At 44.1% G+C, this 26358-nt stretch carries 26 protein-coding genes; 6 read left to right on the plus strand and 20 right to left on the minus strand.

The genetic code is table 11. From position 1 onward, the window contains the following. Nucleotides 1-115 precede the first annotated feature (115 nt). Nucleotides 116-748, plus strand: coding sequence for a GNAT family N-acetyltransferase (locus tag MHH63_RS15890; protein ID WP_076183360.1), 633 nt, complete (start codon nucleotides 116-118; stop codon nucleotides 746-748). A gap of 3 nt (nucleotides 749-751) precedes the next feature. On the opposite strand, the gene MHH63_RS15895 is transcribed toward MHH63_RS15890, so the two are convergent. The 3 genes from MHH63_RS15895 to MHH63_RS15905 all read right to left on the minus strand — a co-directional run bounded on the left by MHH63_RS15895 (nucleotide 752) and on the right by MHH63_RS15905 (nucleotide 3207). Further along, nucleotides 752-1447 (minus strand): 5'-methylthioadenosine/adenosylhomocysteine nucleosidase, encoded by a 696-nt coding sequence (locus MHH63_RS15895; protein WP_076183358.1) that lies wholly within the window; start codon nucleotides 1445-1447, stop codon nucleotides 752-754. Between the two features lie 92 nt (nucleotides 1448-1539). Next, a complete protein-coding gene (gene ccpA / locus MHH63_RS15900; protein ID WP_036686140.1) occupies nucleotides 1540-2550 on the minus strand; it encodes a catabolite control protein A in 1011 nt (336 codons plus the stop codon). Nucleotides 2551-2802: 252 nt separating this feature from the next. Then, on the minus strand, nucleotides 2803-3207 hold the full coding sequence (locus MHH63_RS15905; protein ID WP_341171780.1) for a hypothetical protein: 405 nt from the start codon (nucleotides 3205-3207) through the stop codon (nucleotides 2803-2805). Nucleotides 3208-3476: 269 nt separating this feature from the next. On the opposite strand from MHH63_RS15905, the gene MHH63_RS15910 reads away from it, so the two are divergent. Beyond that, nucleotides 3477-4001 (plus strand): type 1 glutamine amidotransferase domain-containing protein, encoded by a 525-nt coding sequence (locus MHH63_RS15910; RefSeq protein ID WP_076189861.1) that lies wholly within the window; start codon nucleotides 3477-3479, stop codon nucleotides 3999-4001. 91 nt (nucleotides 4002-4092) lie between these two features. Here MHH63_RS15910 and MHH63_RS15915 read toward each other — a convergent pair whose 3' ends face one another. The 7 genes from MHH63_RS15915 to aroA form a co-directional block, all read right to left on the minus strand. Further along, entirely contained in the window at nucleotides 4093-5493 is a 1401-nt protein-coding gene (locus MHH63_RS15915; protein WP_341171781.1) for a hypothetical protein, read from the minus strand. After that, nucleotides 5486-6016 carry a sigma-70 family RNA polymerase sigma factor gene (locus MHH63_RS15920; RefSeq protein ID WP_094902125.1) on the minus strand — a complete coding sequence of 177 codons (531 nt, stop codon included), beginning with the start codon at nucleotides 6014-6016 and terminating at the stop codon, nucleotides 5486-5488. Before MHH63_RS15920 ends, MHH63_RS15915 begins: the two co-directional genes overlap by 8 nt. A gap of 177 nt (nucleotides 6017-6193) precedes the next feature. Then, nucleotides 6194-7963 carry a phosphoenolpyruvate--protein phosphotransferase gene (gene ptsP, locus MHH63_RS15925; RefSeq protein ID WP_076183352.1) on the minus strand — a complete coding sequence of 590 codons (1770 nt, stop codon included), beginning with the start codon at nucleotides 7961-7963 and terminating at the stop codon, nucleotides 6194-6196. Beyond that, the gene (locus MHH63_RS15930; RefSeq protein WP_341171782.1) at nucleotides 7960-9846 is read right to left on the minus strand and encodes a glucose PTS transporter subunit IIA; all 1887 of its coding nucleotides are present in this window, start codon (nucleotides 9844-9846) and stop codon (nucleotides 7960-7962) included. The genes ptsP and MHH63_RS15930 overlap by 4 nt, the downstream gene beginning before the upstream one ends. Before the next feature lie 1193 nt (nucleotides 9847-11039). After that, nucleotides 11040-11708, minus strand: a complete 669-nt coding sequence (locus tag MHH63_RS15935; protein ID WP_340034376.1) for a hypothetical protein — start codon at nucleotides 11706-11708, stop codon at nucleotides 11040-11042. 381 nt (nucleotides 11709-12089) lie between these two features. Then, nucleotides 12090-12524: a CoA-binding protein gene (locus MHH63_RS15940; protein WP_076104783.1), complete on the minus strand. Its 435-nt coding sequence runs from the start codon at nucleotides 12522-12524 to the stop codon at nucleotides 12090-12092. A gap of 87 nt (nucleotides 12525-12611) precedes the next feature. Beyond that, complete coding sequence (gene aroA, locus MHH63_RS15945; protein WP_076129118.1) at nucleotides 12612-13904, minus strand: 3-phosphoshikimate 1-carboxyvinyltransferase; 1293 nt, start codon at nucleotides 13902-13904, stop codon at nucleotides 12612-12614. 110 nt (nucleotides 13905-14014) lie between these two features. Here aroA and MHH63_RS15950 point away from each other — a divergent pair, with 110 nt between their 5' ends. Further along, the gene (locus MHH63_RS15950) at nucleotides 14015-14320 is read left to right on the plus strand and encodes a rhodanese-like domain-containing protein (RefSeq protein WP_036686126.1); all 306 of its coding nucleotides are present in this window, start codon (nucleotides 14015-14017) and stop codon (nucleotides 14318-14320) included. A 4-nt stretch (nucleotides 14321-14324) separates the two neighbouring features. Here the strand turns inward: MHH63_RS15950 and MHH63_RS15955 are convergent, their stop codons facing one another. The 4 genes from MHH63_RS15955 to MHH63_RS15970 form a co-directional block, all read right to left on the minus strand. Then, the gene (locus MHH63_RS15955; protein WP_340395498.1) at nucleotides 14325-14873 is read right to left on the minus strand and encodes a shikimate kinase; all 549 of its coding nucleotides are present in this window, start codon (nucleotides 14871-14873) and stop codon (nucleotides 14325-14327) included. A gap of 144 nt (nucleotides 14874-15017) precedes the next feature. Continuing rightward, entirely contained in the window at nucleotides 15018-16433 is a 1416-nt protein-coding gene (gene gndA / locus MHH63_RS15960; RefSeq protein WP_038570246.1) for an NADP-dependent phosphogluconate dehydrogenase, read from the minus strand. A 259-nt stretch (nucleotides 16434-16692) separates the two neighbouring features. After that, entirely contained in the window at nucleotides 16693-17289 is a 597-nt protein-coding gene (locus MHH63_RS15965) for a hypothetical protein (protein ID WP_076306296.1), read from the minus strand. Nucleotides 17290-17667: 378 nt separating this feature from the next. Continuing rightward, a complete protein-coding gene (locus MHH63_RS15970) occupies nucleotides 17668-18957 on the minus strand; it encodes an MFS transporter (protein WP_076219150.1) in 1290 nt (429 codons plus the stop codon). A 97-nt stretch (nucleotides 18958-19054) separates the two neighbouring features. Here MHH63_RS15970 and MHH63_RS15975 point away from each other — a divergent pair, with 97 nt between their 5' ends. Next, on the plus strand, nucleotides 19055-20530 hold the full coding sequence (locus MHH63_RS15975) for an aminotransferase class I/II-fold pyridoxal phosphate-dependent enzyme (RefSeq protein ID WP_036686120.1): 1476 nt from the start codon (nucleotides 19055-19057) through the stop codon (nucleotides 20528-20530). A 130-nt stretch (nucleotides 20531-20660) separates the two neighbouring features. Here the strand turns inward: MHH63_RS15975 and MHH63_RS15980 are convergent, their stop codons facing one another. Further along, complete coding sequence (locus MHH63_RS15980) at nucleotides 20661-20972, minus strand: DUF1292 domain-containing protein (protein WP_036686118.1); 312 nt, start codon at nucleotides 20970-20972, stop codon at nucleotides 20661-20663. An 80-nt stretch (nucleotides 20973-21052) separates the two neighbouring features. Further along, nucleotides 21053-21607 carry a copper amine oxidase gene (locus MHH63_RS15985; RefSeq protein WP_036686116.1) on the minus strand — a complete coding sequence of 185 codons (555 nt, stop codon included), beginning with the start codon at nucleotides 21605-21607 and terminating at the stop codon, nucleotides 21053-21055. Between the two features lie 164 nt (nucleotides 21608-21771). On the opposite strand from MHH63_RS15985, the gene MHH63_RS15990 reads away from it, so the two are divergent. Then, nucleotides 21772-22509 (plus strand): MBL fold metallo-hydrolase, encoded by a 738-nt coding sequence (locus MHH63_RS15990; RefSeq protein ID WP_076303383.1) that lies wholly within the window; start codon nucleotides 21772-21774, stop codon nucleotides 22507-22509. 62 nt (nucleotides 22510-22571) lie between these two features. On the opposite strand, the gene MHH63_RS15995 is transcribed toward MHH63_RS15990, so the two are convergent. The 4 genes from MHH63_RS15995 to MHH63_RS16010 all read right to left on the minus strand — a co-directional run bounded on the left by MHH63_RS15995 (nucleotide 22572) and on the right by MHH63_RS16010 (nucleotide 24834). After that, the gene (locus tag MHH63_RS15995; RefSeq protein ID WP_036686113.1) at nucleotides 22572-22811 is read right to left on the minus strand and encodes a DUF3892 domain-containing protein; all 240 of its coding nucleotides are present in this window, start codon (nucleotides 22809-22811) and stop codon (nucleotides 22572-22574) included. An 86-nt stretch (nucleotides 22812-22897) separates the two neighbouring features. Further along, nucleotides 22898-23341 (minus strand): GNAT family N-acetyltransferase, encoded by a 444-nt coding sequence (locus tag MHH63_RS16000; RefSeq protein WP_076129114.1) that lies wholly within the window; start codon nucleotides 23339-23341, stop codon nucleotides 22898-22900. Nucleotides 23342-23448: 107 nt separating this feature from the next. Next, nucleotides 23449-23661 carry a hypothetical protein gene (locus MHH63_RS16005; protein ID WP_076219148.1) on the minus strand — a complete coding sequence of 71 codons (213 nt, stop codon included), beginning with the start codon at nucleotides 23659-23661 and terminating at the stop codon, nucleotides 23449-23451. Between the two features lie 99 nt (nucleotides 23662-23760). Further along, the gene (locus MHH63_RS16010) at nucleotides 23761-24834 is read right to left on the minus strand and encodes a site-2 protease family protein (RefSeq protein ID WP_076219152.1); all 1074 of its coding nucleotides are present in this window, start codon (nucleotides 24832-24834) and stop codon (nucleotides 23761-23763) included. 202 nt (nucleotides 24835-25036) lie between these two features. Here MHH63_RS16010 and MHH63_RS16015 point away from each other — a divergent pair, with 202 nt between their 5' ends. Then, the gene (locus MHH63_RS16015; RefSeq protein ID WP_339248311.1) at nucleotides 25037-26251 is read left to right on the plus strand and encodes a copper amine oxidase N-terminal domain-containing protein; all 1215 of its coding nucleotides are present in this window, start codon (nucleotides 25037-25039) and stop codon (nucleotides 26249-26251) included. The last annotated feature ends 107 nt before the right edge of the window (nucleotides 26252-26358 follow it).

Consider the following 26358-nt stretch of genomic DNA (forward strand, 5'->3'; position numbering starts at 1 on the left):
GACTCATGTTTTAAATAATGATGTCAATGCAATGAATGTGAATTTTTTATGTCTGAATTAGTATACCATAGCAAGCGTTTACATACCATTTTTTTGATCTGAAAGGAGCACTGTCATGGAGCATCGCAAAATCCCTATTTCCCATACTCTCTCCTATATGGGTAGAACGATAACTGTGAGCGGACCCCAATCTCCCGAGGACCTTGAAGTCCTGCATATGCATCAGGACCTTGATGCTTTCCGCAGGCCATTAGAGCAACAAGAGGCGCTCGTAGAGATCGCCAGCTTGCCAGAGGGCCGTGTAATTACCGCAGTAGAGAATGACGTTATAGTAGGCTATGTGACCTTCCATTATCCAGATGAAATGGAGTTATGGTCACAGGGTGGTATGGAGGATCTTATTGAGCTTGGAGCGATAGAGGTGAGTAATGATTATAGAGGGGCCGGACTAGGCCGGCTGCTGGTTTCTACTGCTTTTGAGCGGGAGCAATTGGAGAATTGTATTGTTTTTACAACAGAGTATTACTGGCACTGGGATTTAAAAGGCAGTGGGCTGGACGTATGGGCCTATCGCCAGATGATGGAACGGCTGATGAAAACCGTAAATATGGTTTGGTATGCTACGGATGATCCAGAAATTTGTTCACATCCCGCTAACTGCCTAATGGTTCGCATTGGACAAGAGGTGCCCATGTCCTCCCAGGAGACCTTTGACAGAGTACGTTTTAGACAACGCTTTATGTATTGATCATTAAATATGCTGCAGCATAAATTCTAATATGGAATGGGAGCGTTGTGAAGATTGTACTGTAAATTCCCTGAAATTCACCTCAGCTGATCCATCAGACTTATCTGACATGGAGCGAATGATGACAAAGGGCGTGGCGTTCATATGACAGACTTGAGCAACCGCCGCCCCTTCCATTTCCACACAAGCTCCATCCATTTGGTCTCTTAATTCAGCTACAATCTCCGCATTAGAAATGAATTGATCACCAGATAACACCTTGCCTATCAAGTACTTTTGACCTAGCTCATTGCATGCCTTCTCAGCAAGCTGTACTAGCGCAGGGTCTGCCTGAAAGACGGAAGTCTCCTGATAAGGAATTTCGCCTCTTGCGAACCCAAGCCCCGTAGCATCCATGTCATGTTGTACACATGTAGATGCTATAACAATATCTCCAATATTCAATTCTGGATGTACTGCTCCAGCAACCCCCGTAAACAGCACACGGGATACGCCAAAATTATCAATTAGAATCTGAGTCGTAACTGCTGCATTTACTTTACCCACGCCAGATTTACAGAGCACTACGGATTTTCCTAATATGTTTCCTATGTAATATTGTATACCTGCTTTAACTTTTGTCCGCTTGTCCTCCATACCCTCTAGAAGCAGCTTGATTTCTTCATCCATAGCTCCGATTAATCCGATGACTTCACTCACAGTAAATACCTCCTTTGAAGATTTATTTAGCAAATAAAAACATAAAAAGCTCCATAAGGAGCTTTTTACGGAATAACTGTTCAGTTCTTAAATTACTTATTTAGATGATTAACCGACAAGCGGAGAATCGTTTCATGAGGCAGGATAACCCGCGGATTCTCAACGGTTTCTTTCTTCATAAGCTTGGTCAAAAGTCTCATCGCAACTGCGCCCAAATCGTACATAGGCTGAGCTACGGTTGTCAGCAAAGGACGAACCATCGAAGCCATACGAATATTATCCACACTAATGATGGAGAAATCATCCGGTACCTTCAGACCTTCATCTTGAATACTGTGAATGGCACCAATAGCCATTTCATCCGTTGCCGCAAAAATAGCGGTTGGTTTCTTCTTGAGTCCAAGGAAATACTTCATTGCTTCTACACCAGATTCATAGCGGTAGTTACCGATGCGTACCAAATCCTCTTGGTACTCGATTCCTGCCTGTTCCAATGCTTTCTTGTAACCATGGAAACGTGCATATCCATTTGCAGGATCCTGCAGTGTGCCACTGATCATAGCGATCTCACGATGACCGTGACGAATCAATGTGTTCACAGCATCAAAAGCAGCGGTTTCATGATCGATGTCAACGGAAGGATAAGTTCCCTTCTCATCCCGTGTAGCACATAGAACAATCGGAACTGCAGAAGTCTGGAAAGCTTGAATATGTTCGTCAGTTACTGTACCACCCATGAAGAGCAGACCATCGACCTGTTTCTCCAAAAGGGTATTAATGACACGAATTTCTTTCTCTTTACGCTTATCCGCGTTACACAATATGATATTGTAATGATACATGTTCGCGATATCTTCAATCCCGCGTGCAATTTCTGCAAAAATCGAGTTTGAAATATCAGGGATGACAACCCCAACGGTTGTCGTTTTCTTACTGGCAAGACCTCTTGCCACGGCATTGGGACGATATCCCAAACGTTCAATCGCTTCAAAAACTTTCTTCCGGGTCTGCGGTTTCACGTTAGGGTTATTATTCACAACCCGTGATACCGTAGCCATAGATACGCCTGCTTCTCGAGCTACATCGTAAATGGTTACCGTCAAATTACTCTCTCCATTGCGATAAATTTTATCGTTCGACTAATTAAAAATATGATACGACACTTTGTACATTTGTGCAATGATAACGCTTCATTTTCCTTTCAAAATTTCTTTCAAGGCTGAAAACGTCACCCTGGATTAAAATTGTGACCAGTGCTGGTTAACCTGTCCAAGAGCATCAATAATGTAACTTCTATCTATCGTAACAAAAAGTGAGTGAAAAATCCAACATTCCGTGAAAAATTTTCATTATTTTCACACAATTTTTTTATAATCTTCATTTTCAGTCATTTGGAAGGTTAATTGAGACAATCTTCGACTAGTTTCTTCCATCCAATGCTGGTCTGACAGCTTCTCAGCTAAACGATAGATATCGAGAAGCATATCGACTCGGGTCTGAATCCTCTCTCGGATTATCGTCTCTAGTTCTGATATTCCCCCTATTATAGTTTCTGACAAGGATTCTTTTAATACACTGGCCAATTCATTTCTCTCCGTAAACAAAAAATCTTTTCCCGGATCATCTCCACTGAGTTCTTTTACTAATTTGCCTAGATCTGCTTTAATAAACTGCAAAGGTTCATAACTAGCGCATTCTGGGCAGGTATAGACAGGAACATGAGTAATCTTCATCTTCGTATTAAAAATCAAAGAATGCATATGTAAGTTCATGAGGCCACCACAACTGCACAACTTCTCCATCAAATTATCTTTATACATCTTCTACACCTCTTGCACAAAATTAATAACGCACAAAGTTTGACTTTTTCAACTTCTATATTCGACTCCACTCGATTAAAACCCTCCTTTATTGCATATAATGATTAAATTGGCAATTTGTCTATAATTTACATCCCTAAAGATGACTTCATATTTTAAATTTGATAGAATAATGAAAGAATCATGGGAATCGAAAGGAGCTTAACTAAATGAGACTAGCCGGTAAAAAGGTCATAGCACTCGTAGACGATGAATTTGAAGATTTGGAGCTCTGGTATCCCGTGTATCGGGTGAGAGAAGAAGGTGCCGAGGTTCACTTGGCAGGTCTGGAAAAAGATAAGACGTACATCGGTAAATATGGCGTACCTGCTAAAGCAGAATACTCCTGGGACGAGCTTAATGCCGCAGATTATGATGGGATTTTGGTTCCAGGCGGCTGGGCTCCTGATAAAATCCGTAGATACAGTGCCGTTCTAAAGCTTGTACAGGATTTTAATGCGGCTAAAAAACCGATTGGGCAGATCTGCCATGCAGGCTGGGTATTAATTTCTGCTAAAATTCTGGAAGGTGTAACCGTCACCTCCACGCCAGGCATCCGTGATGACATGGAGAATGCCGGAGCCATCTGGAAGGATGAAGCTGTGGTTACGGATGGACATATCATTTCTGCTCGCCGCCCGCCAGATCTTCCGCCATACGGCAAAGCCTTTTGCGATGCACTAGCTGGGGAATAAACAGTAGGAATATAGTTAAAATCAAACAAGCCCTGTTTCTCACAATTTGAGGAACAGGGCTTTTGATTTGAGGCGTTTAAAATCCAGATGGTTATCTAATCCGCATGGAATCCGTCTCCATGATCATATTTGGATAATTTGTAAACCTAAAAGTCAAAGGTTGAGGCAGCTTTTCTTTGCCTACGTTAAGATAATAAGTTATTGTAGTTCCCTTAGCGTCCTCACGGTATTCTCTATATCTAGAATAACCCTCAGAATCATGTACAAGCCAATGTCCGCTTCCAGCACTATCCACAAAATTATCGTCTATCCCAAAACCGGTTGCTTCATGCAACTCCTCAACTTTTTTGGGAATCAATAAATCCAATAATATAATCCCCTTCTCCTCATCCGCGGTCCGTTTAGAAATCGTGAGATAGTTATCCGGTGCCTTTAAAATCTGCTGTGTTTCCGTATTAATCACAAGTTCGACCTCCGATTGATCTAGAGCAGAGATTCCCTCAACTTCAAGTTTGATTGGATCATCGGGTCTCATATTGTCATTGTGGTAAATATTCGAACCACTTGCCCACATTAGTTCCTCTTGATGATCCCCTTTTCCGAGGACAAGCTTAGGTGAAAGCAAACTGAAAATCCTCATTGTATTCTCTCTGCCAAAGGTTTGTCGCATATAAATACCCGTAGGCCCAATATAAACCTGGTCCATTATAATTTTCTGTCCGCCGATAGACAGACTATCCTTCAGATCAACGAGTTCTCCTTCAAAATAATTGTTATCAGCTTCCAGTGGAATTTTGACACCCATTTCTTTTATATCCTTGTTATTAAAAACTTGACCAAGAGCATCTGGAAAAAGCGATAATGTGATATTCAACTCCTCTGGTATCTCATCCTGATATTTATCCCAGACGATTTGCTCATACATACGAGTCGTCCCAGGGGACCCAACCTCTTGTGCATTAGAAGTGCTAAACCCGCTGTATCCACTAAGGTGGTATTTATCCTCTGGAGTCTTTTTCAAAGACAAGCCAAAAAGACGCATCTTCTGATCCGTATTGTTCTGGATTGTATAAAGTACTGCAATGCCTCTCCGGTCAGCAATGATTCCATTAACAATCCATGTTATCCCATCCACCTCAGGAGAAGAGATATTTACCTCCTTCATCATCCCCGCATCAAGTGCTGATTTAATCGTCAGATTATTAGCAATAACGGGTCTAAACACTTCAAGCTGACCCCAGCTTTTTGGAGGTAATTGCGCACGTACGGGATTTATCATCTGATTTGCCCAAGGCACAATTATAAGTAAGGCGAATGCCAAGACTACCAATACAACAACAGCGTACTTTTTTCTAAAAGACAAACGTGAACGGTTCCCTTGCTTCATCCCCTTGCGGATCGCAGTGTCCAGTTTTACATCCAGAATTTCTTCTGCCTCCGCATCGATTTTCTGAAAATAATCTTTAAGCAGCTTCTCTTCAGACTCAGCCATAAAATAGCTCCCCCTTCCGCTTCATTTTGTCACGCAGTTGTTTTAATCCTTTATTCAGCCATGTCTTCACTGTGCCCTCGGGTTTATCCAGCACCTCTGCAATCTCGGCAAGGGTCATATCCTTGTAATATTTGAGCACCAGCACTTGGCGATATTTGGGTTTCACTCCATCCAGCGCTTGTTCCATGTCCAGTCTGCGGTCACTTTTCATCTCCATGATCCCCTCATCACTTCGAGCAGCTTCTGCGACTGTATTCCTCTTTCGGCGCTTCAGCTCATCATTACAGCAATTAATCAAAATACGTGTTAACCATGGAGCGAAACGCTCCGCATCTTTTAAGCTTTTTCGTTTAATCCATGCACGGCAGGTGGCCTCCTGCAAAACTTCCAGCGAATCCGCTTCATTTCGCAAATAGCTGTAAGCAATGCTATAAAGTTTTCTTTTCTGTCCAGCCACTTGCTCATAAAACAGCTCTTCGTCCGTAGCGGCCATTTCCATTTCGTCATTTATAATGTGATCCATTTTCGGCCTGCCTCCCCCCTTGCCTTTATATCTAAATCGGTTCTGTGTAACTCTCTATGTATTGACTGCGCCGCAGGGCAAACGGTTTTGTTTTTTTTAAAGTATGGCATAAATAAAGAAAAAGGCTCGGCAAAAATGCCGAACCTTGTTATGAATTGAATAAAAGTTACAGTAACTTTAGGATGAGGCTTTCTCCTGTAGTTCCCCGCTTGATCCAAGTGTAAGGCCACTTTTTTGTGCAAACGCAGTTAACATTTCTTCCGTCTCTGAGCTTGTACGATGGTGGAAACACGCTTTGGCGATTCTTTTGGCATCCTTGGCCAGTGTGTTCAGTGTGCGGTGTTTAACCTTCAGCAGCGCCTGCGGCGACATGCTGAGATCTCTAATTCCCAGTTCCAGCCAAAGAGGCAAAGAACGCTCATCCGCCGCCATTTCACCACATACACTGATATCAATCTTGGCATTACGTGCCGCTTCTACCGTCATACGGATCATTCGCAGAACCGCTGGATGGTACGGATGATACATATGAGCAATTTGTTCATTCATACGGTCTACCGCTAACACATATTGAACCAAATCATTAGTGCCGATACTGAAAAAGTCAACTTCCTCAGCCAGTAAATCAGCAATCATAACCGCCGCCGGAACTTCAATCATAATACCCACAGGAAGATTCCGGTTAAAAGGGATCTCTCGTTGCTCCAGCTCTGCTTTCACTTCTTCTAAAACAAATTTTGCCGCCTGCACTTCCTCTACGGAAGAAATCATTGGAAACATTAACTTTACATTCCCGTATGCACTTGCCCGCAGAATGGCACTTAGCTGGGTTTTGAACATATCTAATCGATCCAAGCTGATGCGAATCGCCCGATAACCAAGGAAAGGATTCTGTTCTTCAGGCAGCTGAATATAATCCAACTGCTTGTCCCCGCCAATATCCAGCGTACGAATCACTACAGTGTTATTGCCCACCTTCTCGACGACCTGTTTATACACTTCAAATTGTTCATCCTCAGTTGGAAAAGATCTGCGGTCCATATAAAGAAACTCTGTGCGGAACAGACCCACACCTTCAGCTCCATACTTAAGCGCTATGTTGAGTTCTTTAACTGAACTGATATTACCGGCAAGTCGCAGGTTCACACCATCCTTGGTAACAGCCTCCACGGTGGCGAGCAGTTCCAGTTGCTCTTTCTTTTTATGCTGTTTATCCCGAATCGCTACGTATTCATTTATCGTAAGTTCATCTGGATGGATTTGTACAGATCCGGTATCACCGTCGATCACAAGCATGTCCCCGGTCTGAATAGGATTAGACAGATTATTCTCCAAGCCTGCTACAAGAGGAATGCCTAGCGCACGAGCCATAATGGAGGAATGTGAGGTTTTACCGCCCATCATGGTGACAATACCTAGAACATAAGTTGGATTCAAGTGAGCTAGCTGGGAAGGAGACAACTCCTTCGCAACAAGAATATATGGCTGTGTATCCGATGGTAACGTAACCTCTGGAGCGCCTAAAAGATGTTTTAAAAGACGGTTTCCGACATCCTTGATATCCACCGCCCGCTCCTTCATGTACTCATCGTCTAGCAGATCAAACATCGCTACAAAATGATCAATCGCTTCTTTCACAGCTACTTCTGCCGCCTTGTACTGGCGCTCAATGATCCCGCGGATTTCACTCATGAACACAGGATCATCTAAGATCGCCAGATGAGCATCAAAAATACTCGATTCCTCCGGACCTACCACTTCTCTGAACTCTTTTTTGATGAATTCAATCTCGTCCTTAGAGGTACGGATACCTTCGTATAAACGCTCAAACTCCTTAGCTAGATCCACTGGGTTCACTTGTGTATCCGGTAAGCTCCATTCCCAGTTCGGCAAGACAAAGGCCTTCCCGATAGCTACACCTGCTGCTGCGCCTATGCCTTGTATCATCCTTCAATCCCTCCAACGTTACTTTCGTGTAAGACTACGGACATTACTGATGATTGCCCCTTTTTAACATTTTTAAATGGAGCATAGCTCCATGATTTGACTCGATCAGGATTCGTGATCACCATCGGTGTAGCCAATGAGGCCGCATGTTCACGCAAATAAGCGAGGTCGAATTTAACTAGCAATTGACCTGGCTCCACGCTGTCGCCTTCTTTTACAACCGCCTCAAAGGGTCCCTTGAGCTGTGAAGTGTCGATCCCTATATGCATGAGTACCTCCAACCCTTCCGGCGTCGAAATACCCACGGCATGCATTGTAGGATAGACGTGCATGACTTTCCCGAATACGGGTGAAGTAAGTTCCCCTTTTTCCGGCAAAAATGCAACACCATCGCCCACTAGCTTAGCCGCAAAAATGTGATCAGGCACTTCCTCAATGGGCATCATTCTACCCTGCATTGGCGAACTGAACAGCACCTGCGGTAAATCACGAAGCATAAGCTTATTAATCTCCTCGCGGATCAGTTCTGAATACGTGCCAAATACTACCTGGACATTTCCGCCGCCCAGCTTGATAATCCCAGCAGAACCTAAACCTTTAAGCGCTCCAGTATCTATATATCGGTCATTATGAACGGTAAGCCGCAGACGGGTGATACAGGACTGCACTTGTACAATATTCTCCTTGCCTCCAAGCGCCTCTAAGATTAGCGGTGCCTGATAAGGGATATTGCCGGCCCAATCTCCAAGCTCTGAACCTTCTTCACGCCCCGGTGTCGGGATCTGAAAACGGCGAATCGCCCAGCGAAATAAATTATAGTATACAATCCCGTAGCCGATACCAATCGGAATCAGCAACCAAGCCCTCTGTGACAAATGCATGTTCAAGAAGAAATCGATGGCTCCAGCCGAATAGGAGAACCCGTGATGGATTCCCAGCATGTAGGTCAACACCATAGCGAGACCGGACATTACAGTATGTACCGCGAACAAATACGGAGAAGCAAATAAAAATGCAAATTCGATCTGCTCCGAAACCCCGGTCAGAAAACAAACCAACGCCGCCCGCACAAAAGTCTTTTTAATCTTGGGCTTCAAATCCTCGCGCGCTTCCTGAATAATTGCAAAAGCAATGGCAGGCAGCGCAAACATCATAATCGGAAACAACCCCGCCATAAAAATCCCCGCCGTAGGATCACCTGCAAAAAAACGCGGCAAATCCCCCTGAACCACAGCACTACCATCAGGAGTCGTAAAATTCCCAAATTGAAACCAAAACACATTATTAAGAATATGATGTAGTCCAAAAGCGGTCAGAACCCTATATAGGACCCCATAGATAAAAACGCCAAACCCGCCCGTCTGCAATATTGCCTGAAAAAGATTATCCAGCCCTATCTGCAGCAGCGGAGATATTCCTAACATTACCCATGCGAACCCGGCAGAAAACAAGCCCATGAACAGCAAAACAAAACGCGACCCTCCAAAAAACTGGATCGCCTCTGGAAGCTTAATATTTTTAAACCGGTTTTGCGCGACACCGGCAACGATCCCCAGCAAAATTCCGATTAGTGTTGCAGGTTGTACAAGCCCGTCTCCCATTTGGGTGACAATTCGGTCGTAAGTGAACATCCCAGCCAGCGCTGCCAGACCCGCTGTTCCGGCTTGATTGGATAACCCCCATGCTACACCTACAGCGAACAAATAAGGCATATAATAAAATATTGCCTGCCCCGCGTAAGTAGCCACTTCAGACACCGAAGAAAGTCCCCATGCAGACCAAGGTAAGCTGCCCACACTCAGCAAAATGGCTGCCGCCGGCAGTACCATGGTAGGAAGCATTATGGCTCTGCCCAATTGCTGCAATGATCCGAGCCAATTCAAGGCTACCCTCTCCTTTCTTTCTATATTGAATGGTAAGCGCTGCGGGGATTTTTGTCAAAAGAAACTCATGAGATCTTCACGTTACATTTTTAAAACAAATATTCTCACATTCCACTAAACATTTATTCATTAGTATCCATAGAACGGCTGGTATTTACGTGAAGCTGATGAATACTACAGAGTTAGAATCGAGTTTAAGTGTACTTTGTGCAACTATTCATATCGACGTTACTCTGAGCACCTTTTTAACTGCACTTCATACAACTATTTTTAGTGATTTTCCACTTCATCTAATCTTTGATGCGTTCTAAGTGTACAAAGTGCAACTATTTCGCATTTAGATGGCTATTTCGGCGATTTAGTTGTATAAAGTGCAATTATTCCCTTGTGCAGCTATCGTATAGATGTCCCTAGCATACCTGGTCTGATCAGATCAGGTATGCTTTGGTCTGATTTGATCTGATCTGGTCTGAACTGATCTGATCTCAGAGCATTCGCTTCATAACATCGAACTTTTCTCCCCCATTAACTAGCTCCAACACCCTAAACTCACAGTTAGGAATTCCACCTGAGTTTATGTGTACTTTGTGCATCTATTCATATCGACGTTACTCTGAGCACTTTTTTAACTGCACTTCATACAACTATTTTTAGTGATTTTCCACTTCATCTAATCTTTGAGGCGTTTTAAGTGTACAAAGTACAACTATTTCGCATTTAGATGGCTATTTTAGCGTTTTAGTTGTATAAAGTGCAATTATTCCCTTGCGCAGCTGTCCTATAGATGTCCCTAGCATACCTGGTCCGATCAGATCAGGTATGATTTGATCTGATTTGATTTGATTTGGTCTGGTCTGGTCTGGTCTGGTCTGGTCTGAACTAATCTGATCTCAGAGCATCCGCTTCATAACATCGAACTTTTCTCCCCCATTAACTATCTCCAACACCCTAAACTCACAGTTAGGAATTCCACCTTAGTTTAAGTGTACTTTGTGCAACTATTCATATCGACGTTACTCTGAGCACTTTTTTAACTGCACTTTATACAACTATTTTTAGTGATTTTCCACTTCATCTAATCTTTGATGCGTTCTAAGTGTACAAAGTGCAACTATTTCGCATTTAGATAGCTATTTCGGCGATTTAGTTGTATAAAGTGCAATTATTCCTTTGCGCAGCCTCTAAAGATCCTCTTACCACATTTGATCTGGTCTGAGAACCTTCACCTCATAATACCGAATTCTTTCTCCCTGATTAAACGGCTTCAACAACCCCTTCTCACTTAATGATTGCAGTAATCGACGCGCCGTACGGAAATTAATGCAGAAATGCATGGCCACATCCTTTGGACGAACCGGTCTACCGAGACGCCAAGCGAAACGCAGAACCTCTTTTTCCTCAGATAAAATAGTTACGCTAGCAGATTTACGAGCCAAGTAAGGCGCCAGCACCAGTTGCAACAGCATCCGGCAGACCTCGGGACGTTGCTGGATATCATCAAAAGAAAAATGAATCATCCTCCAGCCCATCCCAGTCAAAAAAGTATCCCGATTTACTGAATAGTTGAATTTCTCGCGGTCCATATCTTTCACATGGCTTTGATATCCATCACACTCGATCCCAAAGCTGCTGCCCGTCTGTGGAAGATAAGCAAAGTCCAGAAATTGTGATTTGCGATTCCAGTCATATACTTCGTATTCTGGATGCAAATCGTCTAGGGACTCAAACATAGGCCACCATACATTCTGCAAAAACAGCTTTTCCGCAAAATTATGTCCTCTAAGCAGCCTGCCTCTTCTTTCACCTGCTCTTGATTTCATATGCTGGTCGATAAACAAACCATGCGCTTCTTCAAACTCCATAACCTATAGCCTCCCCTACAAAATAAAAAACGCCCTTCACCGCAAAAAGCGGTTTAAAGGACGTTCTTCGTCTAATCTTATTATAACTAGCTCAACAGGCATTTTACATTAGAAATCGCACCTTGCGTTACACAATACCACTTATTTTGGCTAAACTTAATCATCTAAGTTTGCATTAGCCACAGCATCATAAATTTAAACCTAGTTAGTTTATTTCACCTTTGTTCGTTCTTCACCAGTTAGTTCGTTCTTCACCAGCTAGTTCATTCTTCGCCAGTTTGCTCGTTCTTCGTCAGTTCTTTGTGACGTCCGTTGGTCAACGCTAACTATAATCACTACACATTTAACTCAGTGTTTAGTTTAACAGTTATATAACCGAACCTACTGCCGGCTACGCCCATGCATTGTGATCGCTTCTTCGACCTTGATGCAGCGGTCCATAATGGCGATCATACCGTGCTCAGCGGCGATTTCAGCGGCTTCCGCGCTAACTATACCCTGCTGGAGCCACAGCACACGTGCGCCAATGTCAGCTGCCTCCTGCGCGACCTTTGCGCAGTGTTCGCTTCGCCGGAATACATTGACGATGTCCACTGGCTCTGGAATTTCTGCTAAAGTGTGATAACACTTTTCTCCCAGGATTTCTCCGTCCACCGTTGGGTTAACGGGGATGATCCGATATCCCCGGCTTTGCATGGCGCCCGCGACCATATAAGAAGTACGATCTGTTTTGTCTGATAAGCCGACAACAGCAATGTTACCTGCGGAAGCAAGAATATCTCCGATCTGCTCCCGACTTGGATTCTCAAAGCTCATAAGTAGTGCCCCTTTCCATAGTTACACTTAATGATCCTTGTTTAACTGAAGCTAGAACTGAAGCTAGATACGCTAGCTCCCTTATTCCTATTGTACCCACTCCACATTCGCACCAAGCGCACGCAAGTGATCAAAATATTGCGGATAAGATTTTGCCACATGATGTGCATCCTTAATCAAAAGAGGTTGACGCGCACGCAAGCCTACTACGGATAGTGCCATAATTACGCGGTGATCATAATGCGCATTAATGGTGACTCCGCCTTCGACACCTTCGGGCATGCCGTGAACAATAATCTCATCGCGGCGTTCTTCTACCTTGGCTCCGGCACGGGTTAACTCTGCCAAGTAATCGGTAATGCGATCACATTCCTTATAGCGCAAATTCTCAACATTGTAGAATCGGGAGGTACCTTCTGCAAATACTGCAGCAGCCACCATGGCCAGTACCGCATCGGTTGCAGCATCTCCATCGAATTCAACAGCTTTTAGGATACCGTTCCCTTGGACATGTACTGTACCCTCTTCATGTGTAAGAGGAACTTCCATCATCCGCAGCACATCAACAATGGCTCTTTCACCTTGTTTACTTTGTTCTGCAAGACGGTGAATTTTCACATCCGACTTTGTAACGGCAGCCGCCGCAAGGATTGCCGCAGAGCCTGGGTAGTCACCTTGAACAGTATATGATTTAGCTGCATAAGCTTGACGACCCGGAACTTTAAAGGACATGTAATCATCCGCGGCGTGCACCACAATACCTGCCTGCTCCAACACTTCCAAGGTCTGGCCCACGACAACCTTCGATTTCAAATCATCGAGGACAATAATTTCACTATCTTCTTCAAGCAATGGTGTCAGAAACAGTAGAGCACTTAAGAACTGGGAGCTTACTGCACCAGAGACAGTAATTCTGCCTCCAACCGGTTTACCCCCACGGATCGTGATCGGCAGTTTCCCTTCATTATGCTCCACCTGAACGCCTAGCTGTTCCAACGACACAATCAAGTCGTCATGCGGACGTTTGCCCAATGAGTCTGGATACGTATTTACAAAAGTAACCTCAGGACTTAACGCGGCCACAGCCATAAGAAAACGCAGCACTGCTCCGGCATTTCCTACATTAAGTTCTTTTACATCTTTTGGGTGACGTCCGAAGCCTTGAATCACAATCTTTTCCTCATCTTCTGTAAGCACAGCACCCAAATCTGCTATGCAGCGGCGGATCGCGTCGCTATCCTCACTATGTGCAGGATGATAAATCGTACTTACTCCTTCAGACAATGCCGCAACCAGCAGATAACGTGTCGTATAGTTTTTGGAAGAGAGGGCTCCAAATTCTCCTTGCAGAGATGGCGTTGGCCTAACAATAACGTCCATAATATAAACTCTCCTTAGTAGATGTAGTGGGTATGTAATGCTTGTTTGACAGGGTATTCTGTTCTTGTGTTATCATTAAACCATTCTTCTGATGAAAAGAGGTCAAACCCATGCATAATGTACCACAAATCACACCGCAAGAATTACGGCAGTGTATAGAGACAGGTGAAGACCTTGTACTCATCGATGTTCGCGAAGACGAAGAGGTGGCCTTTGGGATGATTCCCGGTGCACAACATATCCCTATGGGAGAAATTCCACACCGTACAGAGGATATTCCAAGCGATGCCAAAGTGATCTTCATTTGCCGTTCCGGTGCACGCAGCCAACGTGTCTGCGAATATCTACAGCAATTTGGTTATAACGCTGCGAACCTTAGCGGCGGTATGATTGAATGGAATGAGACACTCTCTTAAAAGCTCAACCGCGGTAATGCATTAAAATATGTTGCGACACTTCTGCCGCAGTCAGTCCCGTTGTATCGACCGTGTAATGCGCGAATAGGTATGCATCCTGGCGATCTTCCATGATTCGTCTGACCCGTTCTTCTGCATTGCCGGCGAGCAGCGGACGATTCTCATCCCCGCTAACACGTGCAATAATCTCTTTCTCAGTTGCCGTTAGCGCAACTACATGCCCTTTACTCAGCATTAAGGCTGTATTTCCCGGCGCCAATACCGCGCCTCCACCAGTGGATATTAATTTATTCTCAGACTCTAGCATTTGCTTTAGAACCGCAGTTTCTACGCTTCGAAAGTATTCCTCACCATCTTCTGCGAAGATTTCTGCAATGCTTCTGCCTTCAGTCTCAATAATGACATGATCCAAATCAACCAGCTCATAGCCCAGCTCCTCGGCCAAAATAGCACCAACAGTTGACTTACCAGTCGCCATCATCCCTACTAAAATAATGTTTTTGTTCTTATCTTCCTGACTCATCGTTTTTAGTTCTTCTGTATCCCCAGCCATGACTATCCTCCAACCGCGATATTTGTCATATCATAACACAGGGTCAAAACATTAGACAATCCGCTTCTTCCAGTAAAAAAAGACCCGAAAGGCTCCCCATTTCTGGTGAAGCCGTCCGGGCCGCTTGTCATACAGTCAATTAGATTATTCCGCTGCCATCCAGTTGTGGTGGAAGACGCCTTCTTTGTCCACACGTTTGAAGGTGTGAGCGCCAAAGTAATCACGTTGAGCCTGAAGCAAGTTAGCAGGCAAACGTTCTGTACGGTAGCTGTCATAGTAAGCCAATGCGCTGGAGAATCCAGGGACTGGAACACCCAAAGTTACCGCAGAAGCAATGACTTTACGCCATGCGGATTGGTAATTGTCCATAACATTCTTGAAGAAAGGATCAAGAAGCAGGTTCTTAAGCTCCGCATTGTTCTCATAAGCATCTGTGATGTTTTGTAGGAAACGGGAACGGATAATGCAGCCGCCGCGCCAGATTTTAGCCAGCTCGCCATATTTCAGATCCCAACCATATTCGTCGGAAGCTACGCGAAGTTGAGCGAAACCTTGCGCGTAGGATACGATTTTGCTCGCGAACAATGCTTTACGCACGTTCTCGATGAATTCGGCTTTGTCGCCTTCAAATGTTGTTGCTTCTGGTCCGTTAAGCACTTTGCTTGCTTCTACGCGCTCATCCTTCATAGCAGACAGGAAGCGGGAGAATACGGATTCGGTAATCATGGACAGAGGTACACCAAGATCTAGTGAGCTTTGGCTTGTCCATTTACCAGTACCCTTTTGGCCAGCAGAATCAAGGATAACGTCAACCATAGGTTTGCCGGTTTCTTCGTCATATTGAGCAAAGATATCAGTAGTGATCTCAATCAGGTAGCTGTCGAGCTCGCCGCTGTTCCACTCTTTGAAAATATTGTGAAGTTCTTTTGCATCCAGACCTAGAACATCTTTCAACAACTGATAAGCTTCACAGATCAATTGCATATCACCATATTCGATACCGTTGTGCACCATTTTAACATAGTGTCCTGCACCGTCAGGTCCGATATATGTACAGCAAGGCTCTCCGTCCACTTTGGCTGAGATTGCCGTTAGGATAGGCTCTACAAGTTTATACGCACTTTCTTGACCACCTGGCATAATCGAAGGACCTTTAAGAGCACCTTCTTCACCACCGGAAACTCCAGTACCGATAAAGCGGAAACCTTTTTCTTCCAGCTCTTTACTACGACGAACTGTATCAGGGAAGTAAGCATTCCCTCCGTCGATAATGATGTCGCCTTGATCAAGATGCGGCAGCAGTTGCTCGATGGTAGCATCAGTAGCTTTACCAGCTTGAACCATGATCAGAATTTTGCGCGGTGTTTCCAGCGAAGCTACAAATTCCTCAACGGAAAATGTGCCTACGAGGTTTTTACCTTCCGCTTCAGCAAGAAGATCATGTGTCTTCTCCGGGGAGCGGTTGAATACGGATACGGAAAAACCTTTGCTTTCGATATTTAGAGCCAAATTCTTGCCCATTACCGCCAAGCCAATAACGCCGATTTGTTGTTTTGCCATCTGGTCCTCCACCCTTTGCACCCTATATTTTTGTGAAATCCATTTCTCGCAGTATAAGAATACCACCCTTTATCAGAGACAGCAAAGCCTGCCCTGCGAATAGAGATCAATTTCATTGACAAATTCAGTCTAAGAAATGATCACAATGACTATTTTAACGTTTTTAACGTCAGAAGTGAACCCCTGTCTGCAAGTTCCAATACAAATATAAGACACCCCGATGAACGGGGTGCCTTGAAAGAACATTTGCGGCACTTGCTTACCATTCTAACATAAACAATTCCTTGGTCAAAAAGGCAAGCTCAGCTCGACATTTTTCCGCGCGAACCGTATCTCCAGCCTTTAGTGCATCATTTAACCGATCCAACTGTTCATCCACTTCAATTCTCCGCTGGCGAACCCGTTCTTCCCCTTCAATAGAATAAAAGAGTCTTGTCAGCTCCTCATCTGTGAGCATAGGTCCCTTCTGATATAACACACGCTGCTGATAACCAGAAATTTCAACTAGGCGAATCACTTCGCCAAACAAAATATTTTCAATAATAATCTGCCGATCCCGGAAACGTTTAACGATAGCATGCCCGCGCATATCCCCAATTAATTTCTCCATCCACTCTGACAAGCGAGCATCACGGATCATATAATCGCCCACAAGCTTATAGCCGTCTTTAATCCTTTGAAACCGCAATTTCACTAACTTACGACCCGTACGGACCGAAATCACAAAGACCTGTTCATTCTCGCTCCAATATAGGGAATAACCTTCTTGAATCAAATCCTTGATCAGGTCCTGGATATGCTGTCTGTCGAACCGCAGTTCCAGGTTACAATATTCCACCTCGTCGTTTTTGTTCACGGCACTCCCCCCTAACAGCTTCACATCTGTAAAGCCAACCTTCATTAGTTCAATTCCAGAGTAATCATGGCTGCCGGACCTCTTCTTGAGTTAACTTCCTTTTTGCGTTCGTCTTAATCTTATTTTATACTTCAGTTTATGTAGCGGTAACTTGGTTTATTGACTATTTTTACCCGCAACAGCCTTTCTCCAAACGCTGATTGAGAATTTTAATGCCTTTTAGTCCTTTTGGAGCATAAACGTTCTAGTCCTTCAGCTGCACAGTGTCATACAGAAGACCTTCGAAACTTAATTCCGTTATATCGTATGTCCTTCTAATTTTCTAAAAAAGCCGCTGATATGCCGGATTATTCTCCGGTTATCAGCGGCTTTTATTCCTCAGCTAGTCTTAAATTTCTGTTTCGTTCTATGCACGATAAGCAGATGCAGCCCGAAGAGCATCAGCATTACAATAGCACTTGCCAGGAATGGGACACCATGTCCTACATGATCCCATAATCTACCTGACAATACTGGCCCCGCTACCATTCCTGAGCCTTGAAGTGTCAGGAACAGCCCCCAGACCGTCCCTCGTTCTCCCTTAGGAACTTGCTTAGCCAGAAAGGCATTCCATGCCGGAAGGATAAGCGCGTAGCTTATACCGACCAGTGCCACCGCGATAAAGGCAAGTGGCAGCCAGCGAACCTGAGAGAAAAAGGCCAGCGAAAAGGCAGCTAACAAAAAACCTATATTCAGAAACACCGTTGTCCCTATACGGTCCACTAGCTTACCTGCGGGAATAAGTGCAAGAACTGTAATCCCTCCCCCTGCAATGAGGAGCAAACTGAATTGATTGGGACTAACATGCAGCTCTGTACGTGCGAACAAGGTAACTACAGGTGTCATCAAGCCAATGGCGAAGGCCTGTAGGAACAACGCCGGGTACAGCCATCTGCTGACTTTCAGGGTAGTTCTCACCTGATGCAGCGTTCTTTTTATACTTTCTAACGGACTAAGCTTTTTACGCTCCATTGCTCCACCAAGTCCATGCATGTCCCTCACGACAGCATGAGACCCGCTAGAAGAGATTCGTTTAGGTAAGAAAAGGGCTACTACAACTACAGCGGCAGCACAACCTAACAAGACTAGAAAAGCTACGTGATAGCTTTGTCCACCCTGATCCATTAAAAAATTCACAACAATTGGACCGATTCCTGTTCCTGCTAGAGAAGCCATCTCAACAGCGCCCATGGCCGCACCACTGCTGCCGCTTTTGGTTGATCCGGCCAGCTCGGTAATCCCGGTCATCACACATGGCCAAAGCGGTGAGGTCCCGATCCCAAGAATGAGACAGGCGATGGATAACGCAACGGCCGTTTTGGCATAGATGATCAAACCAATGGCTACTAGAATCAGCAGCAATGCACTTGTCATCGTCCAGCGGAACCCTATGCGCTCCATAACCCAGCCTGAAGGGCTGCGGAAGACGTTGTCCCCCAAATACTGTAGGGCAAAAGCGAATCCCACTACTGTCACCGACAGCCCCAGTATATTCTCCATATACACTGGCAATAAAGCAACAAGCAGCGAACCTTTAACAAATTCAACTAAAAAAATAATTACCCACATCTCAACAATAAATGGTGATGCTAAACTAATATTCATCCGTTGTTCAGCTTTCGTGGACATTCTATCACATCCAAATCCTAGTATTCTGAAGATTGTTTTGTTATACTGATGCTTGCCTTAAAAATTAACTATTCGCGAAAGGTTGTGACAGCATTAAATGAATCAACACCGTACTCCCCTCTTCACAGCTCTAAAAAAGCATGCCGCCGGCAATCCAGTTCAATTTCATATTCCCGGGCATAAGAAGGGGCTAGGAACCGATGCCGAATTCCGTGAGTTTATCGGCGATAACGCTCTATCCATAGATCTAATCAACATCGCACCGCTTGATGATCTACATCAGCCAACTGGCGTAATCCAGGAGGCTCAAAAGCTGGCTGCGAAGGCTTTCGGCGCCGACTATACGTATTTTAGCGTACAGGGCACGAGCAATGCCATCATGACGATGATCCTCTCTGTCTGCTCACCGGGTGAAAAAATAATTGTGCCGCGTAACATTCATAAATCCGTAATGTCGGCCATTATCTTCTCCGGAGCCAAGCCTGTGTTCGTCTCGCCTGTACAGGATGAGAATCTCGGGATAGATCACGGCATAACCACCAGTGCGCTGGAACGAGCGTTAAAGCGTCATCCAGACGCTAAAGGAGTTCTAGTTATCAATCCAACGTACTTCGGCGTATGTGCCGACCTGCGTTCGATTGTCGACCTGGCTCACCGTTACGGGGTACCCGTTCTGGTGGACGAGGCACATGGAGTACTGATTCATTTTCATGAGGATCTGCCGGTGTCGGCCATGCAGGCCGGTGCGGACATAGCTGCCACTAGTGTGCATAAGCTTGGTGGTTCCATGACGCAAAGCTCGGTACTGAATCTAAATGCGAAGACTGGGCTGATTAACCCACAACGGGTGCAGACCATTATGAGCATGCTGACTACAACATCAACCTCATATATTTTATTAGCGTCTCTCGATACATCTAGACGCAATCTCGCGCTGAACGGACATGAAATGGCGGAAAGAACCATCCAATTGTCCAACTACGCACGCGAGACCATTAACACTATCGAAGGCTTGTACAGCTTTGGTAAAGAAATACTTGGAACAGAAGCAACTTTCGATCTAGATCCAACCAAACTTAACATTCACGTTCGCCATTTAGGGATCACTGGTTACGAAACCGAAAACTGGCTGCGTGAGAAATACAACATCGAAGTTGAACTGAGTGACATGTATAATATTCTTTGCCTTATTACCCCAGGTGATACTCAAGAATCAGTAGATAAATTATTAGCTGCTTTACGGGTGCTATCCGCTATCCATTATAGCAAGGGTGAAATCTATGAACTGAAGGTTCAGGTTCCAGAAATCCCGCAGCTTGCTTTGATTCCAAGAGATGCTTTTTATGCTGACACTCAGTTAGTTCCGTTCCGCGAATCTGCTGGGTACATCATTGCAGAGTTTATCTATGTATATCCACCGGGGATACCGATTCTCCTCCCTGGCGAAGTCATTACTCAGGATAATATCGACTACATTATCGACCACGTCGAAATCGGCCTGCCGGTTAAAGGGCCTGAGGACCGCAGCATCACTAATGTTAAGGTGATTGTTGAAGCCGATCCTATATCCTAAGATCTATCTTTTTCCTTAAAAACTTAAATCATTTATACAAAAACCCGATACCATAATGAGTATCGGGTTTCTGTATATAAGCATCAACTGTTCCATTCACATAGAACAGCTTAAGTTTAGTCGCTAGAATCTATTCTTGCTGAGCAAGCAGATTGTTGTAAGCTTCTTCAACAGCTTTCCATTCTTCTTCATCTTCGATATTATACAATACCATTTCTTCGTCTTCTTCTTCCATACGCAGAATAATGCCGTCTGCTTCTGGATTCTCGCGCTCTAACAACAGAGCATATAATTTCTCGCCTATGTCGAACGTTTCTACAAGCACCATTTCCACATCTTCGCCCTGCTCGTTCGTCAAGGTCAGCACAAACTCCTCGTGCTCATGGTCGTGATCATGCCCGCAACCGCATGCTTCACCATGCTCATGTTTGTGATCGCTCATTGTAATACCTCACTTTGAATTGTATTATCCTACATCTGGTATCGTACCACGTTAGATTAGTTCAGGTCAATTTAGAACACCTAATTTAACGCTGTTATTACCTTCTCCGACACAAGTACGTAATCGGCATTTTTGGAGGGCTTAATATAGAAGCCTACCCGGTATTTGCCCGCTTCTTTAAAATCATAAGTAAACTCCGAGGTTGGAAACCAGAAATTATCCTTCTGCGAGCCTTCAAGCACCTGTGACTGAATATCCTTAACGTTTCCAGACGGATCTGTCATGGCCACTTTCACAGCTGAAATCTCTTCGGTCAGACTATCTACCTGAGTTAATATCTTTATTTTCAGCTTGCCTACATTGACATTGCCAAAAACCGTATCCCCTTTAAAAAGTACAATATGGACATTAGGTTTAAGGATCGTAACTTTCCCAGAACCGTCCCAAGTAACAACCCCGCCTGTTTCTCTAGCAGGAATGTACGTTTTTCCATCAATTAGATAACCGCCGTCTACAATTTCTTTTCCGTTGCTCCATACTCTAATTTTCTGATTAACGGAATCGGCGAATAATAATGAGCCACCCATTAAGGAAAAAGCAAACACGCACAAAGTGATTTTTTTCCATCTATTCATTTGAGACCCTCCAGATAATTCATGCTGTTAATATATACTTACTTTGTTTCAGCAAGTTGCGCTGATTTCAGGTAAATATTTCATTGATCTTGCGAAAAATGATATTATGGTCATATTCGAAGTAGAAACATTAGCTATAACCGATTTCAGGAGGGTTCTTTCTTATGAGTCTAAGCCTACAAATGCTAGGAACAGGCAATGCTTTTGCGAAAAAATATTTTAACAACAATGCCTTGCTGCTAGATGAAAATTACACCCTGCTGATTGATTGCGGGATAACAGCCCCGCTTGCCATGCATAGACTTGAAAAATCCTTCAGTGACGTAAATGCTACGCTCATTACACATATTCATGCAGATCATGTTGGAGGGCTGGAAGAGCTTGCACTAACCTTAAAACATGTGCACGGTAAAAAAATGACCTTACTTCTTCCCGAGACACTTATAGAGCCCTTATGGAACAATACGTTAAAGGGAGGTCTATACCAAGAAGATGCTGTGTCTTCCTTATCTGATATCTTCGATGTTAAGCCCATGCAGCCTGAAAATACCTACAAGCTCTCTCCTACTCTTTCATTAGAGATCATACAAACACCGCATATTCCCGGCAAAAACAGTTACTCCCTTCTAATAAACAACGAGATTTTTTATAGTGCGGACATGACCTTTCAGCCGGATCTACTGATTAGCCTTGTGCGGGAGCGCGGGATCCGGATCATCCTGCATGACTGCCAACTAGGTGGAACAGGCGTTGTTCACACCACGCTGGAAGAGCTGATGTCTCTGCCTAAAGATGTTCGCGAGCGGATCAAGCTCATGCATTATAGCGATGAACAACCAGATTTCGTCGGACTTACAGGAGAGATGGAATTTTTAGAGCAGCATGTGAACTATAAACTCTGATCTTTACAAAAAAAAGCCGTACATAAACGTCTGTAGACGTATGTACGGCTTTTCGTGTTGAACTATGAAAATGTCGGCAAATTATCCAGATTGTTAGTTGGATCTCCATCCGCATCTCCGCGAATATAAGTTTCTCCATCCTTACCTTTAAAAGCGTTCACTCCGGCAATATTTCCGGCCTGTACTTCTTGCAGGGCTTGGTCATACGCCAGCACACGTCCTGTAGAGGTCTGGAAGCTTGTTAAATCGCCATCCCCATTTTTTTGAACAGCTACGAAAGATTCACGTTCGTTATTTGGCACTTTAGCTCGCCCCTTGCACTTGGATTTGCCATCATTCGGCACATCCTAGCTTGCGTAGAGCGTCCAATAATTATGTGCACCAATCTTTAAAGCATTTTTTGCATCCGTACATGTAATATACCTGCATCATAGAATGGCTCTGTAGAAATAACTTCATAGCCGAGTTTCTTATAGAAATTCTCTGCCTGACACTGAGCATCTAGAATTGAAGCTTCCAGTCCAAGCTCCCGAGCAAGCTCTTCCATCGCCAGTAACAAGACACGTCCGTATCCTTTGACCCGATATTCTTTCAATACGGCGATGCGCTGCATTTTAGCCGTACCTGCTTTGTAATAGATCAATCTACCCGTTGCTACAGGTATCCCTTCATCTATAATCAGAATATGGTGCGCATTCGGACTGATGGCATCATATTCGTCAATTTCTTCCTCGGCCGGTACCTTTTGTTCCTCAACAAATACTTTAGTACGGATATCCAGCCCCATCTGAAGCTGTTCCTCTGTAGTTACCCGTAAGATTTCTGCCGCCATGTTAGTTGCAAACTCCTCTCTCTATGTAGCCAACGATAGTTGTCTATTATATAAAATAATGACAAGAAAGAAAAGCCTACACATGGAATCCGTAACCTCTCAGTAGACTAATCCACAGAATATACTTCTTCAGGGATTGAACGGTTATATACGTCTTGCATCACAGGTGACAACGGAGGATACTGACTTTTAGATTTGCCATCCAGATTGGTCATCTCATTGATTTCGATAACTTTTGCGGGTTTCACCGTAGAGCACCCCACTACACCCAGCAGTAACACTAGGCAAACGCCGACTTCCCATTTCACAATTTTAGACATAAAAAAGCTCCTTTCATCGCAGCTGCAGTTATACTCACTACAGCTTTGACGATTCAGGAGCTTTATAAACAATAGGAGCTATTCATTCCAGTTGCCCTCTTAGAGATTGACGTTTCCAACCAAATGGACTAGATACATCATCCCAACCAAAAAGCCTGCTAAAACAAAATAAGCTGTTCCATATTTCCAGCGTGTACTGGCTGGCACATCGTAATACTTATCATTATCGTGCACGGTACAGCTGATGTCACATTGCATTTTTAAATGAAGACCATTCTCTAACGTTACTTGCTCCAGCTGCGAAATTCTTACCTTTTCAATAATACATTGCTGTGGCAGTGTAGCTTTGCCATAATAATTCAGCTGGTCCCATCTGACCACAACATACTGCTGTCTCTCTAGATCACTGTAGGTAGTAAAAGGTAAATCCCGGCGATGCTCAGCTCCTGGAATCATGTAACCCGCCTCTCGCAAGGGCTCTACGGGAATTAAGAACCCCTTAGTGACAGACTGCGGCCGGTTGTTGTTACGTCTTTTCACATATTTATTATACAGATCGTAAGCAAACATTGCCCAGATGATAAAGAACAAAATCGAACGCAAGTAAACGATTATAGCTAAGCCACCCACCAGACCCACAAGCCACAGCCAGCGCGTAACTGCGGTAGCAATACGTCCACCGTCTAGCGGATGGATTGGCAGCAGGTTAATCAAATTAAGCAATAAGCCTATATAAGCCAGGGAATAAAGAAGTGGACTATCCATATAATATGCCGCTCCAAACACAGCAGTAGCCCCAATAGTACCCAGAATCGGTCCGCCAAAAGCAACATACGCTTCTGTCTTCGCATCCAGCGGATGTTTTTTCATAGTAATTAACGCGCCTAAAAAAGGAATAAATAACGGAGCGCTGACGGGTAACCCGATCCGCTTAGCGGCTATGACATGTCCCAATTCATGAACAAGCAAAAGCAGGACGATACCTATAGCAAACCCCCACGGATAAATCAAAGCATATGCCCCTATCGAAACCATCATGGAAATTAACGGCCCGGCAATTTTACCTATTTTCAGCAGAGACAAAATCGCCTTTCCTTTTAACAGGAGCATGGCGGCTCCGCCCCCCAACCATTTCAGCGGAGTAGAAGTATTCTTTTTCTGCTCATTTTGCATTTGCGGCAAGATCACAAGCTCCTTTATCTTTCAATTTTAAGAAACTACTGTACAGTTCCATCTATCTTATCATAGAAGCATTAAATATATTTCTACAGTGAGCCCTTCGGAAAGTATACGACGCAACTTTTAGAAACGTTTCAGCGTCAAACCAACTATCATGGATAAATTTTACTGCCAGATAAAGAAAGGGTTGGTTAATATGCTCTCTTTTCACTCCAAAGCTTGGTTATCCGTCTTAATGCTCTCAACATTTTTACTCCCTGCCACCATGTCAGCAAGCTCTTCATTAACTGTATCGGTGTCCTCTGCGCTCACCCAAGCTTCCTCTGCTAATACTTCGCAAGTATACTACCAATTTGGCATTCCTGGTGGAAACATAGGCGGACCTGCGCTGCTCAAAAATGGTGTAATCTACGTAGATGTTCGGGGGATCGCTGAACAAGCTGGCTTAAAAATGGAATGGGATAAATCCGGCAAACGTGCTCTGTTCAAAGGCTGGACTAAAAGTTTTGCTGTTCGAATCGGGAGTCAAACTGGCGTGCTTGACGGGAAAGCGGTAGATCTAGGAGGAATACCTTTTAAATCCAAAGAAGATGGGATATATGTGCCGGCCCGTTTTATCGTTAAGGCTTTCGAAGGCAGCCATCTCCGTCTGGACTCCACAACGAACACACTTTTAGCAGATGATCTGAAGACCTACAATGTTTTCACAGAATCCTTTGGAGGGCGTACCTATACGCTGGTCAAAGCTAATGGTGATTTATATGTCTCACAAGGCAAGGATACGGTGATAAAACTCACTTCACTCCAAACAAACTTTGACTGGGCAGGAATGAAGATCGAGAAAACGGCGGGGGGTCTGCTAGTCATTAAGATTATTGATTCCTATGGAGAGCCTCATATTAATACACGCGAAATCACACTCATATTCAAAAATGGTGCATTACTACGCAAGGCCACATTCGCTTACCAGTTCAGAGGAGATGCGGATTTCAAACCTTATGATGGCAACCTCATCTTGCATGATGGTAATACCTTACGTTTCATCCAAGACGGCACAGGCAATGTAATAGATACTCTTGATCTTGTAAAGCTGGGTGGCGAGGAAGATGCTTACTATGTAGAAAGCATTGATAAAGAAATCATACTGCTTCGTGGAAATCAGAATGGATTGCTAACCTTAATCGACCGCCAAACAGGCGAGCGAACCCTTTTGTATAAGGAGCTACTCACAGCAAAGGATCAGGAATATGCGGAAAATAACGATGTTCCTTTTAAAGGAGATACTTTGAAATTCGTAAAACGGAGCGGTGACAAATTGTATTTTATAAATGACTCCCCGCTTACTGGCAAAAAAGAAGTTATCTACTCCATTGAAGCTCATTCCAATAACTCCAAGAATAATACTGATTAGAAAGTACAGCACAAGCATGTGTATAGATTAAAGAACTAAATCGAATCCTCCTCAGTGATTATCCCTGAAAATTAACCTTCCTACATATAGGCAAACGCCGTGAACGT

The organism is Paenibacillus sp. FSL H3-0310 (assembly GCF_038002785.1).
Taxonomy (GTDB): Bacteria; Bacillota; Bacilli; order Paenibacillales; family Paenibacillaceae; genus Paenibacillus_AQ; species Paenibacillus_AQ odorifer.

Excerpts from the sequence above, each read along its gene's own strand:
- MHH63_RS15890 (WP_076183360.1), top strand. The coding sequence starts at position 116 with ATGGAGCATCGCAAAATCCCTATTTCCCATACTCTCTCCTATATGGGT.
- MHH63_RS15905 (WP_341171780.1), bottom strand. The coding sequence starts at position 3,207 with ATGCATTCTTTGATTTTTAATACGAAGATGAAGATTACTCATGTTCCT.
- MHH63_RS15910 (WP_076189861.1), top strand. The coding sequence starts at position 3,477 with ATGAGACTAGCCGGTAAAAAGGTCATAGCACTCGTAGACGATGAATTT.
- MHH63_RS15915 (WP_341171781.1), bottom strand. The coding sequence starts at position 5,493 with ATGGCTGAGTCTGAAGAGAAGCTGCTTAAAGATTATTTTCAGAAAATC.
- MHH63_RS15920 (WP_094902125.1), bottom strand. The coding sequence starts at position 6,016 with ATGGATCACATTATAAATGACGAAATGGAAATGGCCGCTACGGACGAA.
- ptsP (WP_076183352.1), bottom strand. The coding sequence starts at position 7,963 with ATGATACAAGGCATAGGCGCAGCAGCAGGTGTAGCTATCGGGAAGGCC.
- MHH63_RS15935 (WP_340034376.1), bottom strand. The coding sequence starts at position 11,708 with ATGGAGTTTGAAGAAGCGCATGGTTTGTTTATCGACCAGCATATGAAA.
- MHH63_RS15940 (WP_076104783.1), bottom strand. The coding sequence starts at position 12,524 with ATGAGCTTTGAGAATCCAAGTCGGGAGCAGATCGGAGATATTCTTGCT.
- aroA (WP_076129118.1), bottom strand. The coding sequence starts at position 13,904 with ATGGACGTTATTGTTAGGCCAACGCCATCTCTGCAAGGAGAATTTGGA.
- MHH63_RS15950 (WP_036686126.1), top strand. The coding sequence starts at position 14,015 with ATGCATAATGTACCACAAATCACACCGCAAGAATTACGGCAGTGTATA.
- MHH63_RS15955 (WP_340395498.1), bottom strand. The coding sequence starts at position 14,873 with ATGGCTGGGGATACAGAAGAACTAAAAACGATGAGTCAGGAAGATAAG.
- gndA (WP_038570246.1), bottom strand. The coding sequence starts at position 16,433 with ATGGCAAAACAACAAATCGGCGTTATTGGCTTGGCGGTAATGGGCAAG.
- MHH63_RS15970 (WP_076219150.1), bottom strand. The coding sequence starts at position 18,957 with ATGTCCACGAAAGCTGAACAACGGATGAATATTAGTTTAGCATCACCA.
- MHH63_RS15975 (WP_036686120.1), top strand. The coding sequence starts at position 19,055 with ATGAATCAACACCGTACTCCCCTCTTCACAGCTCTAAAAAAGCATGCC.
- MHH63_RS15980 (WP_036686118.1), bottom strand. The coding sequence starts at position 20,972 with ATGAGCGATCACAAACATGAGCATGGTGAAGCATGCGGTTGCGGGCAT.
- MHH63_RS15985 (WP_036686116.1), bottom strand. The coding sequence starts at position 21,607 with ATGAATAGATGGAAAAAAATCACTTTGTGCGTGTTTGCTTTTTCCTTA.
- MHH63_RS15990 (WP_076303383.1), top strand. The coding sequence starts at position 21,772 with ATGAGTCTAAGCCTACAAATGCTAGGAACAGGCAATGCTTTTGCGAAA.
- MHH63_RS16000 (WP_076129114.1), bottom strand. The coding sequence starts at position 23,341 with ATGGCGGCAGAAATCTTACGGGTAACTACAGAGGAACAGCTTCAGATG.
- MHH63_RS16005 (WP_076219148.1), bottom strand. The coding sequence starts at position 23,661 with ATGTCTAAAATTGTGAAATGGGAAGTCGGCGTTTGCCTAGTGTTACTG.
- MHH63_RS16010 (WP_076219152.1), bottom strand. The coding sequence starts at position 24,834 with ATGCAAAATGAGCAGAAAAAGAATACTTCTACTCCGCTGAAATGGTTG.
- MHH63_RS16015 (WP_339248311.1), top strand. The coding sequence starts at position 25,037 with ATGCTCTCTTTTCACTCCAAAGCTTGGTTATCCGTCTTAATGCTCTCA.